The organism is Collinsella sp. OF02-10, from assembly GCF_003463445.1.
In the GTDB taxonomy this organism is placed as follows: Bacteria; Actinomycetota; Coriobacteriia; order Coriobacteriales; family Coriobacteriaceae; genus Collinsella.
The window spans coordinates 59,526-74,310 of record NZ_QSCW01000008.1; the positions used below are offsets into that span (position 1 = coordinate 59,526).

Genomic DNA, 14,785 nt, shown 5'->3' on the forward strand with positions numbered 1-14,785 from the left:
TTTTTTACTCGACCGGGGCTTCGACCTTGTCGATGGCCCAGGTGGCTCCGAGGCCGCCGGTGGTGTTGCGGCGAATGCGTACGGTGACTTCGTGGCGTTTGCCGGCCTGTGTGTAGCGCAGGGGGAAGCACGCGCGGTTACGGCCGGCCTCGATGGTACCGCGCTCGCGAGCGATCCAGTAGTACTCGCCGACGATGCCGAGGGTGTCAGCGCCGTAGGGGAGATAAGTCGACAGCTGGTGCAGCAGCGGGCTAGGGCAGAAGACCTCGGTCGCGAAATCGATGGGGAAGTCCCCGGGGATGGTCGGTGCTGCGGGAGCGGGGGCCGGTGCTGAATTGGGGACCGGAGTCGGTGCAGGTGTGGGAGCCTGGTCACAGGCGGGTGCGGATGCGGACTCAATGACAGGTGCAGACTCAGATGCCGCTTCTGGCTTAGCTATGGAATCTGTCGGTTCCACGGAGATGGACGTGTCTTCGGTCCCGGTTTTGGCATCGGCCTGCGGAGTGTCCTCTGCCTCGACGTTCGGCTTGGCCTCGACCGGCGTGGATACCATGGTGGTGATGCCGGCGTTGGCGTTCTCGGGGTCGTAGACAACCGTGAGCGAGATGGCAGGCTGGGGCGCCTCGGGCTCCGGTGTTGCCTCGGCAGCATCTTGATCCGCGAGCTCGTCGGACTGATTGTCCTCGGTGTTGTCGCCAAAGGCATCGTGGTTCTGGAACACGGGCGCCTCGGGCTGGCCAGCCGCCTCTTCGGTTGTCGACTTGGATGCCTCGTTGAGCTCCACAGCGGCTTCCTGCTCTGGCATGACTTCGGGATCGGTCATGGCGGCGATTTCGGTTTCGGCTTCCGCTGCCACCTCAATAGCGACTTCGATCTCTGTCTCGGGCTCGGGCTCCGGCACAGCTTCAACCGCGGCTTCTGGTTCGGGACGCTTAACGTGCTTGGGGCGCACAGCCTTGAGGTCCTTCTCACCGCGCTTTTTCTTTTTGTAGGACTGCTTAGCGCCCTTGGCGGTCTTGGGCTTGTCCTCGCCCTTGGCAAGGGCGGCATCCCAGGCCTCGTTGGCGATGACGGTGGCATACAGGCGACCGCCCTTAAAGACGGTCAGCTTAATGCAGTCGTCAAGCTCTTCGAGCAGCTCGCGCGTGGATTCGAAGCCCAGGTCATAAGCGGTCATGTCGCCAGCGGCGAGCGCCTCTTCGACCTGCGTCATAAACGTTTGCTTGCCGCATCCAATCGCATCGCGCAGCAGGCGATACAGATAGATGTGGTTGCCCAGTGAAAGCGTGGGCCTAACTATTGTCTTGCTCATGGCAAATCTCCTCTTTACACATGTAAAGCATCTTACCATCGCATGGCGCTCGCCATGGCGGCGCCCAAGGCAAACGGGCGCGAACCGCTGTCGATTCGCGCCCGTTATACAGGTCGGTTATCTATGAGAGGCAAATGTGCCTAGTTGCCCGATGTCGCGCCTTGGCTTGAACTGTCAGATGCCGTGCCGGACGCGGTTCCGCTCGAGCTGTTGGTGTTGCTGTTGTCGGTAGATCCCGTACTCGGTGTATTGCCATTCGCCTGGTCGCCCGTGCTCGGTTGAGAGCCGTCAGTCGTTTGACTTGAGTCAGTCGTGCCGGATTGCGTGCCGCTGTTGTTCGCAGAGGAATCGACGCCCTGCGATTGGTTTTGGGTGTTCGAGGACGAATTGGCAGAGGTAGAACTGTCTTGCGTATCGTCCGTCTGTGCCTGCTGATCCTGCGACTGGGTGTTGCCATTTGCATCGCTCTCGGTCGTGCGCGACGACAGGATTGGCTCGGGACGCTCGCCCAGACCCTCACCGGCAGTGGTGATAAGGATGGCGCCGGCGCAGGCGATGACCGCGACGATGGCGATAGCGATCGAGAAGACGATGACCTTCTTTTGCGTCTGGCTGCGCTCAGCCGCCGCCTTGGCGCGCAGGCTGTTGGGAGCGACGCGCGCCGTGGTCGCGCGTCCCGCAACCTGGCGCATCTCCTGCGTGGTTGCGGCGCCACCTAGGTGCTCCTCGACATTGGGCTCAACGGGCTCGTAGGCGCCGGTAGGGTAGTCGACAGCGGCATGCGTGCCCTTGATTGCTTCGGCGCTGGCGGAGATAAAGTGGCGATAGACCTGCGAGGACACAACAGTGATGACTGAGCTCACAGCGGCACCAATCACCGAGCCGGCAATGCCGATCTTTGAAGCAAGCGCCACGCTCGTGGCGGCAGCTGCGGCGCCGGCGATGATCTGGGGAATGGAAATGTCATCGAACAGGCCCTTTTTGGGCGCGATGGCCATGGTCTGTCCGATGGAATGGTTCTCGTGCACGCCGTTGTTGAGCGCGGCCGGTGTCATGACGCGCGTGCGCGGCGCGTCGGTGTACTTGGTTGCCATACGGGGTCCTCCCGGTGTAAATCTGCTTCGTTTCGTGTAGCCATCAGGGTACCCACCAGATGTGAATCGTACGTGACATTTAACAGATACCATCAACTCATCAAGGGGGCCTGCTGTCTTTGGTGCAATAGCTTGATGCTAAACTGGATTTATGTTTGCGAGGTGGTTTACGTGATGTACCCGTATATGACATTCGAAGATGGAACCGAGGTCATTCATTCTGACCTGATTACAGATGGCGATATCGAAAAGGTTATCGTGCATTTTGAGCGACCGACGGCAGAGGGCTTCGACTCCGCTCGTTGTGAGTTGCCTTCCTGTTCGTGGACTGACTGGGAAGGGCATTTTACTCAGAGTGAAAAACGAGCTTTCGAAGAGTGTCTGAGCAAATAATTTAGATTAGTTCGAGTTTAGTTCGAATAAAGAAGCTGAATGCGATGACCTAAAGCGTATGCATTTTTAGTATTAGATGCGTATGAAATGGAGGATGTGAATGGATGAGCTAATAGACTTTAAAAAACGATTTCTCAAGAATGGCGAGCTGGTTTCAATTCCAAAAAAGGAAAGCTATAAAAGAATCATGCTGCTATGGGCCGTCTCTTTCTTTGAATTAAATACAAGTTATACGGAGCTTCAGGTTAATCGTGTGCTGTCACAGCTCTATCCTGATTATGCCGTGTTGAGGCGGTACTTGGTTGATTATGGATTCCTATTAAGGGATGAACGAGGCCTGAAATACGAGGTTAATCGTGATGTTCACGGTATTGAGAGCTAGCCGTCCGGTTCGGGTCCTATATATTGCTAGAGGGATAAGCGAAATAGGCAATTGGTGTGCGAATATTGCTTTGCCAATGCTGATTTACGAGGTAACTCACGATGTTTCTGCAACTGCTTTGATGGTCTGCTGCAGATTTGCCCCCTCTCTGTTTTCAGTTGCGCTCGCGCAGCTGCCTCAGAAGATGGGTATCGGGACACTGCAGGCCATGAGATTGGCAGACTTAATTCGCGCGGGATTATTCGTTTGCTATATTTTTGTTGATAGTAAATGGAGTATGTTTGCTATTACGTGCGCGGTATCGCTTTGCCGAACGGTAGAAATGCCCTGCTTTTACTCGTTGTTAAGAGCCAATACGAATAGTATCAATCGCGACGTAATTAATAATTCGTTTGGGTTCCTGCAGAATTTGATGATGGTTCTGGGGCCAGTTGCCGGCGGTTTTGTTGTCGCTCAATTTGGGGCGGAGGCTGTTCTTGCATTAGACGCGCTTTCTTTTGCCGCGTCGTTCTGGTTGCTGCGAGATGTTCCGTCGATTATCGAGGTTAATGATAAAGAGGGAATAAGCAAAAATGAAAAAAACAGGACTGCATTTAGTGATCTTAGCGCGAAGCACTTGGCAATTGGTTTCCTATTAATCGATATTTCTAGTGGCGTGGCATTCGGCTCTCTGAATTCTCTTTTGCCAGCTATAGCGCAATTGCAATTTGACTCGTCATCGATACAATACGGATTCCTTCAGAGTAGTCTTACAATCGGACTGTTGTTCGGAAATACAATATATGGTCGTTTAATCAGTGGTTCCGATTGCGTTAAATCATATTGTTTTGTGACGTATCTTGCGCTCGGTGCGTATCTGGCGTTTGGCTATCGCTATGCGTCTGGGATATCGTTTATTTTCCTTTTTATCGTCGGTGCCGGAAACGCCATTCAAGATGTGCTTCTCATAACATCGCTGCAGGATTTGGCGAGAGACGGATCTGAATCGATAAGCCTGTTTTCAATTAGGGAGTCTTTGCAATCGGTTGCTGTTGTTATTTCAACACTTCTTGTTTCGCTGTTCACGAGCATCGCGATGTTCTCAATTCTCGTTACAGGACTTGGTGTATTTTCAATTATGATGGTAGTTGTGTTTCAATTGAATTATTTGCGAAAGATGTGACGTTGATATGCCTAAAACGCTTTTAGTATTTCCCCCAGGATGGAGTCCAGTGGGGCCGTATCTTGCCTTGCCTGTTTTGAAGTCATATCTTCAAGAGGTTGAACAATACAAAGTTGACATTGTTGACTTAAACGTGGAATTTTACGATGACCTCCTATCTTTTAGACATGTCGAAGAGTGCTGTAAAAGGTATCGGGAATCAAAGGATTCGTTTAGTTCGAATGTTCAATTAACAATCGAGTTGATACAAAAGTCGGCACTTAATGTTGACGAGGCAAAAGATATTTTCAGATCGAAGAGATACTTTAATCTAAAAGAAAGACAATATGCTGAAAACATTTTTAGAAATGCACTTTATATCATAAATCACGTCTCATATGGAGTTAAATACACGTTCAACTCCATAGATCTGCCCTATGATTATTATTCGACACCAGAAATAATGAAATCGCTTGCAGATACCTTGCATAATCCGTTTATTTCCTTCTATGAAACTGCCTTTCTTAAGCGTATTCAGAGGGAAAAAATCGAGTTTATTGGGATTTCGGTGAGCGGCTGTTTCCAATTGATTTCTGCAGTTACGTTAGCGAAACTGATTAAGGAAGAATGTCCATCTGTTAAACACGTCTCATTGGGCGGCAATTACATTACTCGTTTAGCAGATGACTGCATGAAAGAATGGCATCCCTTTTTTGAATACATTGATTCGATAATGATGTATGACGGCGAAGAGCCGCTTGCACGTCTTCTTGAGGCTCTTGACTCTGGTGATGACAATCTCGACTGTGTTCCAAACCTTTGCCATGCTAAAGGTGGAAAGATATATAAAAACCATCGGATTGAGCAAACATTTATCAACGATACAGTTCCCGATTTCGATGGCTTCGCCCTTTCTAAATACTTCATGCCTGAGTTAATATTGCCGGTTTATTCCTCTAGGCAGTGTTTTAATCATTGCGCCTTCTGCACCATTCCCGGTGCTACCGGTGGTTGTTACCGAAAGATGCCTATATCGAGAGTATTTGAAATAATGTGTCGGTTAAATGAAAAATACGGCACGAGAGTTTTCTCTTTTGTGGATGAAACATTCGAAGGCAAAAGAATGGAGCAACTCGCGGATGAAATAAACGCATCGGGAAAAACGTTTTTCTGGCATGGAGAAACGAGGTTCTCTCCAACCCTAAGTACAGAAGTTTTTAACAAGATATACCAAAGTGGATGTAGGCAGATTCAGTTTGGCCTCGAGTCATACAACCAAAGAGTTCTTGATCTAATGAAGAAGAACACGAGAGTTGATTGGATTGATCGCAATATCCATGATTGTCTCAATGCGGGTATTCCTGTTCATCTATTTTTTATGATTGGCTTTCCGACCGAAACTAAAGAAGAGGCTCTGAACACCTTAGCTTATACAGAGAATGTTTTGAATTATTCAAAACAGGTATGTGGTGTTCCATATTCCACGAGAGGATTTACGAATTTTGGTCTCGTTATGGGGTCGGATGTTTGGAATCATCCCGATAAGTATGGTGTCTCTGTAATGCCGAAGTCCCAATATGAGGATTTGCGCCTCGAAGTGGATTATGTTTCAGGCACTGGTTTAACTTTAAATGAAGCAAAATCCTTATCTGATGAGCATCATATTGATTTTTATATGCAAGAGGTCATAAACGGTAGCGACACAATTGACTTGCCCCAGCGCCTTCATATTTCAGAGGTGACCTGGATCCTAGATTCTATTCACGCTGTCAGGTATAAGGGACATTTGACCAAAGTAAAGCGACGGCTAACTAGTCTAAATCCAGCTGATCGAATCTGGCTGGATTCCAAGACCTCTGTCGTGCTCGTTGAGCCATTTGCCTACTTCTATAATTCTGAATACCATCATGTCTATGCTGTTTCCCAGTTGGTATACCTTAAGTTGGCCCGTTTATTGGAGGCCGATTGTAGCATTTCTCTTATTCTTGATCAGGGCGACCTCGAGCTGACAAGGGCGATAGAAGAACTGTTGCATTATGGATTGCTGAATACAAATATCGATGCCGATTATGTAATGCACGATAATGGTTTTCAATTGGTTAAAAGTTCGTTTGTTAAAGAAGTCGGACGCTCAAAAGAGGGGTTAAGAGTACTGCTGAGTTGTGCCACCCATAGAATGTGTGCGGTTAATGATTTTTCGTTCGCTTTGCTTTCGTTGTTTGAAAAGCCGATTACTAAGAACGAGGTGTGCGACATTTTGAAAAAAGAGGGACTATCGGCAAGCGAGGAGCAATTAAACAAGTTGGTTGATAATTGCATGAAAGCAGATATACTACAATTGATTAGATAGAGGAGGTTTCTACATGGACGTTATTAACAAAGATCTCTTGGAGCAACTGAAAGAGTCTCAGGAAGAGGGCGTCGTGGTAGAAGTGTTCGACTTTGAGGACTACATGGATAAATTCTGCCATTAGTTTCGGAATTTACTTGCCTCGCTTAAAGGAGAAGTCGATTATCGATTTCTCCTTTTTTAATTAAAGATATTTTTGGAATACATGCTCTTAGCACAGGTTGGCGTCTCAGTAAACTGGGAGGTTGCTTTGGCTAGTTAGAGATATGTGAACGTCCGTTAGACTGAATCTCAGGGTAGAAGGGGCCTCCAGTGTCCAGATCAACAAGGCAATGCTGCGTTTCGGCTAATAAGAACGATGGCTTTTTGCGTGTGGCGGCGGCGTCGCCGCAGATTCGCGTCGCCGATGTCGAGGGCAATGTCGAGGTTGCGCTGGCGGCTGTTCGCGATGCTGCCGAGCGCGGCGTTCATGCTCTGGTGCTGCCCGAGCTTAACCTGACCGGCTATACCGCGGCCGACCTGTTCCATAATCGCACACTGCTGCATGTCTGCGAGGCTGCTCTGGCGCATATCCTCGATGAAACCCGTGAGTTGCCGGTCGTCTTTACCATCGGTCTTCCCGTCGCGGTGGCCGAAAACATCTACAATTGCGCCGCCGTGTGCTGTGCGGGCGAGCTTTTGGGCCTTACGGCCAAAAAGTACTTGCCCAACTACGGAGAGTTTTATGAGCGCCGCTGGTTTGCTCCGGCGCCGGCCGATCCCGTGTGGATTGAATTTGCTGGTCAGGGTCCGGTGCCGCTTGGCTCGGAGCTTGTCTACCGCTGCTGCGATGAAGGTGCCGAGGATCTGGTGCTGGGTGTCGAGGTGTGCGAGGACCTGTGGGTACCGGCGCCCCCCTCGACCGAGATGGCGCTTGCTGGCGCGACGGTGATCCTCAACCCGTCGGCCTCGGACGAGATTATCGGCAAGGCGGATTACCGCCGCAGCCTCATCTCCAACCAGAGTGCGCGCCTGTACTGCGCCTATGCCTACGCGGATGCGAGTGAGGGCGAATCTACGACCGACATGGTCTTTGCGGGCGAGAACCTGATCTACGAAAACGGCTCTAAGCTGGCCGCCACCAAACTGCTTACCTGCGACATGGCGGTTGCCGATGTCGACCTCGATCGTCTGGTTGCCGAGCGCCGTCGCTCGACGACGTGGACGCGCGCGGACGATGCGCCGGAGGCCACGACCGTTGAGTTCTCTTTTGAGGGCGTGTTGGCCGAAGAGCCTGTCCTGCGCGATGCACTCGGCATCGACCGTGTCTTCCCCCGCGCACCCTTTGTTCCGGCCGACCATGGTGACCTGGCCGAACGTTGCGAGACCATCCTCGACCTGCAGACCGCGGGCCTCAAGACCCGTCTTGCCCATACGGGTACCAAGGCGGCTGTCATCGGTCTTTCAGGCGGTCTGGACTCCACGCTGGCGCTGCTTGTGACCGTGCGTGCCTTCGATGCGCTGGGGCTGCCGCGCACGGGTATCACGGCGGTTTCCATGCCTGGCTTTGGCACGACGCATCGCACTAAGTCGAATGCCGAGTCGCTCGCTCGCGACCTTGGCGTGAGCTTCCGCGAGGTTTCGATCAACGCGGCCGTGGAGCAGCACTTCAAGGACATTGAGCACGATCCGGCCGTGCAGGACGTGACCTACGAGAACAGCCAGGCCCGCGAGCGTACGCAGATTCTGATGGATCTGGCCAATCAGGCCGGCGGTTTTGTCATCGGCACGGGTGACCTGTCGGAGCTGGCGCTCGGCTGGGCTACCTACAACGGCGACCACATGAGCATGTACGCCGTCAATGCGAGCGTGCCCAAGACGCTTGTGCGCCATCTGGTGCGCTATGCCGCTGATGTTTTTGGCGGGCGTATTGCCGAGGTCTTGCTCGATATCCTCGATACGCCGGTGTCCCCCGAGCTTCTGCCGCCCACGGGCGACGGCGAGATTGCGCAGAAGACCGAGGATTTGGTGGGCCCGTACGAGCTGCACGACTACTTCCTCTACTACCTGCTGCGTTTTGGCTTTGAGCCGGGCAAGATCTACCGCATGGCGCTCAAGAGCTTCGAGGGCGTCTACGACGTCAAGACCATTCACACGTGGCTACGCACGTTCTACCGTCGCTTCTTTGCCCAGCAGTTTAAGCGCAGCTGCCTGCCCGATGGCCCCAAGGTGGGCTCGGTCACGCTCAGCCCGCGCGGCGATTGGCGCATGCCGAGTGACGCCAGCTCGCGCCTGTGGCTCGCCCAGATTGACGCGCTCAATCCGATGGACTAAGGTTGCCAAATTGAACCAAAACAGCGGGTGCAAGCGTTACACTTTTGCAATCTGATGGCCCGTATCGCGCGGCGCTCTTGTCGGAGCGCCGCGTTTTTCATATCGAAAGGTGGCACCATGCAGGCATCGCAGCGTCTCGACCGCTTTGGCGCGGAGGTCTTCGCCTCGCTCAACAACAAACTTCTCGCGCTGAAGGCTCAGGGCAAGACCATTTACAACATGAGCGTGGGCACGCCCGACTTTAAGCCGTACGACCATGTGGTCGAGGCGCTCACGCATGCAGCCCAAGATCCCGAGATGTGGAAGTATGCCCTGCGCGACCTGCCCGAACTCAAGCAAGCCGTGTGCGATTACTATGAGCGTCGCTTTGGTGTCTCCGGCATTACGCCGTCTATGGTGCAGTCGTGCAACGGCACGCAGGAGGGCGTGGGCCATTTGGGCCTGGCCCTGCTCGATCCGGGTGACACCATTTTGGTTCCCGATCCGTGCTACCCGGTCTTTGAGGCGGGCGCCAAAATCGCCGATGCCAAGCTCGAGTACTATCCGTTGGTCGCCGAGCATAATTACCTGCCCTATGTGGCGGGTATCGATCCCGAGGTGGCCGATCGTGCCAAGTATATGATCGTGTCGCTGCCCGCAAACCCGGTCGGCTCGGTGGGCACGCCCGAGGTCTACGAGGAGATCATCGCTTTCGCCCGCGAGCACGACCTGCTCATCGTCCATGACAACGCGTACTCCGACATCGTGTTCGACGGCGAGCCGGGCGGCAGCTTCTTGCAGTATCCCGGTGCGCTTGAGGTGGGCGTGGAGTTCTTCTCGCTTTCCAAGTCGTTTAACGTCACCGGTGCGCGTATCGGCTTTTTGGTCGGCCGCGAGGACGTGGTCTCTGCCTTTGCCAAGCTGCGCGGCCAGATCGACTTTGGCATGTTCTTCCCGATCCAGAAGGCTGCTATCGCCTGCCTGAACGGTCCGCGCGATGAGGTCGAGGCGCAGCGTCTGAAGTACCAGGAGCGCCGCGATGCCCTGTGCGACGGTCTTGAGGGCCTGGGCTGGGAGCGTCCCAACGCGCATGGCTCTATGTTTGTGTGGGCCAAGCTTCCCGGTGGTCGCACCGATTCCATGGCGTTTTGCGAGGAGCTCATGGAGAAGGCCGGCGTTGTGGTGACGCCGGGCGCGAGCTTTGGTCCTTCGGGCGAGGGGCACGTGCGCATGGCGCTGGTCTTGCCGCCCGACCAGATTGCTTTGGCTGTCGAGGCCATTCGCGAGGCGGGCCTGTATTAGAAAGGTATTTCGACTCGTCAATAGCTCGAAACCGATTTCGTGCAGTTATTTTACGATTTCTGCAAACAATTTCGGTAAACGGTCGATTTTTGGCTGCGAATAGGAGCATAATCAAAGTCCCGATTGGATGTATTGGGATTACGGCAAGCCGCTCGGGTCGTTCCCGGGCGGCTTGCTTGTGGAGAGAGATGGGAGTTTCTAATGGTTAACGAGAAGAAGGTCGCTATTGTCGGCTGCGGTTTCGTTGGTTCGTCTTCGGCGTTCGCGCTGATGCAGAGTGGTCTGTTCTCCGAGATGGTCCTCATCGACGTGGACAAGAACCGCGCCGAGGGTGAGGCCCTGGATATCGCGCACGGCATGACGTTTGCCGAGCCGATGAAGATCTACGCCGGCGATTATTCCGATGTCGCCGACGCCGCCATGATCGTCGTCACCGCTGGCGCTGCCCAGAAGCCCGGTGAGACTCGCCTGGACCTGGTCAACAAGAACGTCAGCATCTTTAAGTCCATTATCCCCGAGATTAAGAAGTCCGGCTTCGACGGCATTCTGCTCATCGTCTCCAACCCGGTCGATGTTCTGACCTACGCCGCCATCAAGATGTCCGGCCTGCCCGAGGGCCACGTCATCGGTTCCGGTACCGTGCTCGACACCGGCCGTCTGCAGCAGATGCTTGGTGCCCATGTCGAGGTCGACCCGCGCGATGTCCAGGCTTATGTCATGGGTGAGCACGGCGATTCCGAGTTTGTCGCTTGGTCCAGCGCTCAGGTTGCCGGCGTTCCGCTGAACACCTTCTGCGAGCTTCACGGTCATCTGGAGCATGAGGCTGCCGAGAAGCGCATCGCCGAGGACGTCAAGAACTCCGCCTACACCATCATCGAGAAGAAGCACGCCACCTACTATGGCGTCGCCATGGCCGTCAAGCGCATCTGCACCGCCGTCATGCGCGATGAGCAGACCGTTCTGCCCGTCTCCTCGCTCATGGTGGGCGAGTATGGCCTGTCCGATCTTGCCATCTCCATGCCGACGGTCGTTGGCCGCGACGGCGTCGTCTGTCGCGTCCCCGTGCCGCTGAACGATGACGAGCAGCATGAGCTCACCGCCTCCGCCAAGGCCCTCAAGGACATCATCGACAGCGTCGACTTCTCCTGCTAAATCAAGCTCTTTTGGGCAACAGGCTACAATGAAAGACGTCCGGGCCACACGGTCCGGGCGCCTTTTTGGTACAAGGGGGTCAGGTTACTTTGCACCATCCCAATGCGCCATAGTTGATGGGAGAGCCATGTCGGATTCGCCTAATTTTTTGACCTATGCCCAGACGGCATTTGGTCCGTTTGAGGAGCGGCCGTTCTGCGCGGTGGATAGCCTGGTCTTTGCGTGGTTGTCCTATTTGCGTTTGCCGGAGGATATGGCGGAGCTGAAGAACTGGCAGGGCCTAGACGTACGCGAGCTGCTGCGTGCCGAGTGCTACCGGAGCATGATTGACGACTTGTGGGACCCAGAGGAGAGCAGAGCTTTGTTGGAGGCCGTGGCAGCAAACCCTCGTTACCGTGGCGTGCACGTTTGCGGCTATCGTGCCGTGAGCGATGTGGTAGCGACAGAGCAGTTTGCAGCCATGGCGTTCCGGTTTCCGGCGGGGTTTAGTTATCTTTCCTTCCGGGGGACCGACAGTACGATTGTGGGCTGGAAAGAGGACTTTAACATGGCGTTCCGGTGTCCTGTGCCGGCCCAGGAATCCGCGGTACGTTATGTGGACGAGGCGGCGGATGCGATTGACGGGCCGCTTTTGTGCGGAGGTCATTCCAAGGGTGGAAACCTTGCGGTGTACGGTGCGGCGATGTGCTCCGATGTCGCCCGTGAGCGAATTGAGCGGGTGTATTCCCATGATGGTCCGGGCTTCGTCGAGGAGTTTCTGAACGGCAACGCCTTTGCCGATCTTTGCGGTCGAATCGACAAGACGCTACCTCGGTCGTCGATCTTTGGCATGATGTTCGAGACACAGGAGGACTATGCCATCGTTGAGAGCACCGAGTTCAGCCTGCTGCAGCACAATCCCTTTAGCTGGGTGGTTGATGGTCGCGACTTCGTGTACTGTGAGCGCCTGTCCGCCGGTGCTCGATACGTTGATGGCTCCATTCGCGAGATGCTGCTTGCAGTGTCGCCTGGCGAGCGCGAGCGTTTTGTAGATGCGTTGTTCTCCGTGTTTGAGGCTACGGGTGCTGAGCGGTTTGCGGATATCGCCGGGAATCTGCGCGAGAGCCTGCCCGTGATGCTCCAGGCTGCGCAAGGCTTTGACGAGGATACGCGACGCTTTGTCTCGCAGACCATCGTGGCAATCCTTAAATGCGCACTGCTGCCCAAACGACCCCAGATCGACATGCCCGCTGCCGGCAAGAGTTTGGCAGAACAGCTCGAGGCTTGGCAGTCCGAGCTCCTGCGCTAACCATTGGTGCAAAGCAACCTGTCCCCGATGCACCAAGCTTCGATGCGCCTGGGGCGGGCTCGACCGCTATACTGGTTCGTGCCGAAATCGATCTAGAACGGAATGCCGTATATGAAAATCAATCACGCGATTCTGCATATCCTGGACTTTGACTCTGCCGTCAACGTTATGAGCCAGCGCGAGCTCGATATCGAGAGCCGTACCGTGCGCAACTTCGTGACCACACATCTGCGCCGCGCACGTACCTCGGCCGACAATAAACGCGCCACGTTTGCCGAGAACTCTGCGTTTGGCAGCGAGCTCAAGGGCTATTTCTTTGGCGAGCGCGAGTTCGTGGACCTGTCGCAGCAGATTGCGGAGTTTATCTCCTCCGAGCTCACCAAAGCCGAGAAAGCCGAGTCCACCGACGTGCTCGTGGCTGATTTTGACGACGATGAGGATGCCCGCTGGTTTGCCGTGATGCTGCTGGGCTCCAAGCAGGCTTTTATGCACGAAGTGGGCCGCGAGGAGGGAGAGGTGCGCAACGACATCGCGCGCCACTACGCCATTCTGCCGAACCCCTCGCAAAAGGTGCCGAGCTATGCCATCGTGCGCGCGAGTACCATGGAGATCGGCTACGTGGACAAGAAGCGCAAGATTGCCGGCGAGGACCGTATGCTTATCCCCGATGGCCTGCTGCAGTGCGACACGGGCGTATCGGGCAAGGAGGTCATCGACACCGTGACGCGTGTGGTCGAGGAAGTCGCCGAGGAGCACGGTGCCAATACGGCCGTAGCGCTCGCTAAGGTTAAGGCTGCCGTTGCCGAGAAGGTCGAGGATGACGAGGAGCTTCCGCCTTGGGATATCGTCGATGAGGTCTTTGAGGACGAACCGGTCATCAAGGAGAGCGTACGTGCGGCGCTGACCGAAGAGAAGGTGCCCGAGCGTGTGCCCGTGGAGCGCAAGCAGGTCGAGCGTGCGGCCGTGCGCAACCACAAGATTCGTACCGACACGGGCATCGAGATCAGCTTTCCGGCCGAGATGGGCTCGAACTCCGAGTACATCGAGTTCGTCAACGAACCCAACGGCCTCATCTCCATCGAGCTCAAAAACATCGGCAGCATCGAGAATCGATAAACTGCGCCTGGACGCTGCAAAAAACAAAGGTCGAAACCCTTCGGGACTTCGGCCTTTTTGCTTGGAGCTGAATTGAGTTGCAGACTGAGCATACGTCAGCGAAAACGCCTCTAGGCGAGCAAGGTGACGTGAAAGAGGAGGGAAGCGTACTTCGGTACGCGACCGACGATTGAACGTCAGATTGCCGCTTAGGGGCGTTTGCAGCGTCGAGCCGTTACGCGGTTTGGTAAAACCGCGTAACTTCTACAGCCGGCGTAAGCCTTCCTCGAGTCCGGTCTTGCTGTCGGTCTTCTCGTCGCGCATCTTGATGACGCGGGCGGGGACGCCGGCCACGACGGCACCAGCGGGGACGTCCTCGACGCACACGGCGCCGGCGGCAACGACAGCGCCCTTGCCTACGTGCACGCCTTCCAGGACCACGGCGTTGGCGCCGATCATGACATCGTCCTCGATGATGACGGGCGTGGCGCTTGCGGGTTCAACGACGCCTGCCAACACGGTTCCAGCGCCGATGTGGCAGTTCTTGCCCACTGTGGCGCGGCCGCCCAGCACGGCGCCCATGTCGATCATGGAGCCCTCACCGATGACGGAGCCGATATTGATGATGGCACCCATCATGATGACGGCGCGATCGCCGATCTCGACGCGGTCACGGATGATCGCGCCCGGCTCGATGCGGGCGTTGATGCCCTTAAGGTCGAGCATGGGCACGGCGGAGTTGCGGCAATCGTTCTCCACATCGTAGTAATCGATGGAATCGGCATTGGCATCAAGGATGGCTTTGAGCTCATCCCAGTCACCAAAGACGGTCTTGCCACGACGACCGCCGTAGACGTGCGCATTGCCCCACTGGACCTTCATGCCGGGCTTCTCGCGCACGTACAGTTTGACGGGCGTCTTTTTGGGCGCTGTGGCGATGTAGTTGATAATCTCCTGGGCATCCATCTCGGCTGCATTGCTCAT

General features: G+C 54.9%; 11 protein-coding genes. 8 read left to right on the forward strand and 3 right to left on the reverse strand.

Annotated features, from left to right (window positions below):
* Positions 1 to 4: 4 nt before the first annotated feature.
* Both DXA43_RS05500 and DXA43_RS05505 read right to left on the reverse strand, forming a co-directional pair.
* A complete protein-coding gene (locus tag DXA43_RS05500) occupies positions 5 to 1,312 on the reverse strand; it encodes a hypothetical protein (protein WP_117806491.1) in 1,308 nt (435 codons plus the stop codon).
* A 140-nt stretch (positions 1,313 to 1,452) separates the two neighbouring features.
* On the reverse strand, positions 1,453 to 2,406 hold the full coding sequence (locus tag DXA43_RS05505) for a hypothetical protein (protein ID WP_117806492.1): 954 nt from the start codon (positions 2,404 to 2,406) through the stop codon (positions 1,453 to 1,455).
* A gap of 493 nt (positions 2,407 to 2,899) precedes the next feature.
* Here DXA43_RS05505 and DXA43_RS05515 point away from each other — a divergent pair, with 493 nt between their 5' ends.
* The 8 genes from DXA43_RS05515 to DXA43_RS05550 all read left to right on the forward strand — a co-directional run bounded on the left by DXA43_RS05515 (position 2,900) and on the right by DXA43_RS05550 (position 13,822).
* A complete protein-coding gene (locus DXA43_RS05515) occupies positions 2,900 to 3,181 on the forward strand; it encodes a DUF2087 domain-containing protein (RefSeq protein WP_055251466.1) in 282 nt (93 codons plus the stop codon).
* The gene (locus DXA43_RS05520) at positions 3,159 to 4,343 is read left to right on the forward strand and encodes an MFS transporter (RefSeq protein ID WP_117641064.1); all 1,185 of its coding nucleotides are present in this window, start codon (positions 3,159 to 3,161) and stop codon (positions 4,341 to 4,343) included. The genes DXA43_RS05515 and DXA43_RS05520 overlap by 23 nt, the downstream gene beginning before the upstream one ends.
* A 7-nt stretch (positions 4,344 to 4,350) precedes the next feature.
* Positions 4,351 to 6,672: a radical SAM protein gene (locus tag DXA43_RS05525; protein WP_117776428.1), complete on the forward strand. Its 2,322-nt coding sequence runs from the start codon at positions 4,351 to 4,353 to the stop codon at positions 6,670 to 6,672.
* Positions 6,673 to 6,984: 312 nt separating this feature from the next.
* Positions 6,985 to 8,985 (forward strand): NAD(+) synthase, encoded by a 2,001-nt coding sequence (locus DXA43_RS05530; protein WP_117640360.1) that lies wholly within the window; start codon positions 6,985 to 6,987, stop codon positions 8,983 to 8,985.
* Positions 8,986 to 9,102: 117 nt separating this feature from the next.
* Positions 9,103 to 10,266 (forward strand): pyridoxal phosphate-dependent aminotransferase, encoded by a 1,164-nt coding sequence (locus DXA43_RS05535; protein WP_117640359.1) that lies wholly within the window; start codon positions 9,103 to 9,105, stop codon positions 10,264 to 10,266.
* 201 nt (positions 10,267 to 10,467) lie between these two features.
* On the forward strand, positions 10,468 to 11,418 hold the full coding sequence (locus DXA43_RS05540) for an L-lactate dehydrogenase (protein ID WP_089573042.1): 951 nt from the start codon (positions 10,468 to 10,470) through the stop codon (positions 11,416 to 11,418).
* A gap of 127 nt (positions 11,419 to 11,545) precedes the next feature.
* Positions 11,546 to 12,706 carry an Mbeg1-like protein gene (locus DXA43_RS05545; protein WP_117806493.1) on the forward strand — a complete coding sequence of 387 codons (1,161 nt, stop codon included), beginning with the start codon at positions 11,546 to 11,548 and terminating at the stop codon, positions 12,704 to 12,706.
* Positions 12,707 to 12,817: 111 nt separating this feature from the next.
* On the forward strand, positions 12,818 to 13,822 hold the full coding sequence (locus tag DXA43_RS05550; RefSeq protein ID WP_117806494.1) for a nucleoid-associated protein: 1,005 nt from the start codon (positions 12,818 to 12,820) through the stop codon (positions 13,820 to 13,822).
* A gap of 243 nt (positions 13,823 to 14,065) precedes the next feature.
* On the opposite strand, the gene dapD is transcribed toward DXA43_RS05550, so the two are convergent.
* The gene (dapD, locus tag DXA43_RS05555; RefSeq protein ID WP_117637490.1) at positions 14,066 to 14,785 is read right to left on the reverse strand and encodes a 2,3,4,5-tetrahydropyridine-2,6-dicarboxylate N-acetyltransferase; all 720 of its coding nucleotides are present in this window, start codon (positions 14,783 to 14,785) and stop codon (positions 14,066 to 14,068) included.

What these genes read in the sequence shown, in the direction of transcription:
- DXA43_RS05545 (WP_117806493.1), top strand. Translation starts at nt 11,546, where the DNA reads ATGTCGGATTCGCCTAATTTTTTGACCTATGCCCAGACGGCATTTGGT.
- DXA43_RS05505 (WP_117806492.1), bottom strand. Translation starts at nt 2,406, where the DNA reads ATGGCAACCAAGTACACCGACGCGCCGCGCACGCGCGTCATGACACCG.
- DXA43_RS05535 (WP_117640359.1), top strand. Translation starts at nt 9,103, where the DNA reads ATGCAGGCATCGCAGCGTCTCGACCGCTTTGGCGCGGAGGTCTTCGCC.
- DXA43_RS05515 (WP_055251466.1), top strand. Translation starts at nt 2,900, where the DNA reads ATGGATGAGCTAATAGACTTTAAAAAACGATTTCTCAAGAATGGCGAG.
- DXA43_RS05550 (WP_117806494.1), top strand. Translation starts at nt 12,818, where the DNA reads ATGAAAATCAATCACGCGATTCTGCATATCCTGGACTTTGACTCTGCC.
- DXA43_RS05525 (WP_117776428.1), top strand. Translation starts at nt 4,351, where the DNA reads ATGCCTAAAACGCTTTTAGTATTTCCCCCAGGATGGAGTCCAGTGGGG.
- DXA43_RS05500 (WP_117806491.1), bottom strand. Translation starts at nt 1,312, where the DNA reads ATGAGCAAGACAATAGTTAGGCCCACGCTTTCACTGGGCAACCACATC.
- DXA43_RS05540 (WP_089573042.1), top strand. Translation starts at nt 10,468, where the DNA reads ATGGTTAACGAGAAGAAGGTCGCTATTGTCGGCTGCGGTTTCGTTGGT.
- dapD (WP_117637490.1), bottom strand. Translation starts at nt 14,785, where the DNA reads ATGAGCAATGCAGCCGAGATGGATGCCCAGGAGATTATCAACTACATC.
- DXA43_RS05520 (WP_117641064.1), top strand. Translation starts at nt 3,159, where the DNA reads ATGTTCACGGTATTGAGAGCTAGCCGTCCGGTTCGGGTCCTATATATT.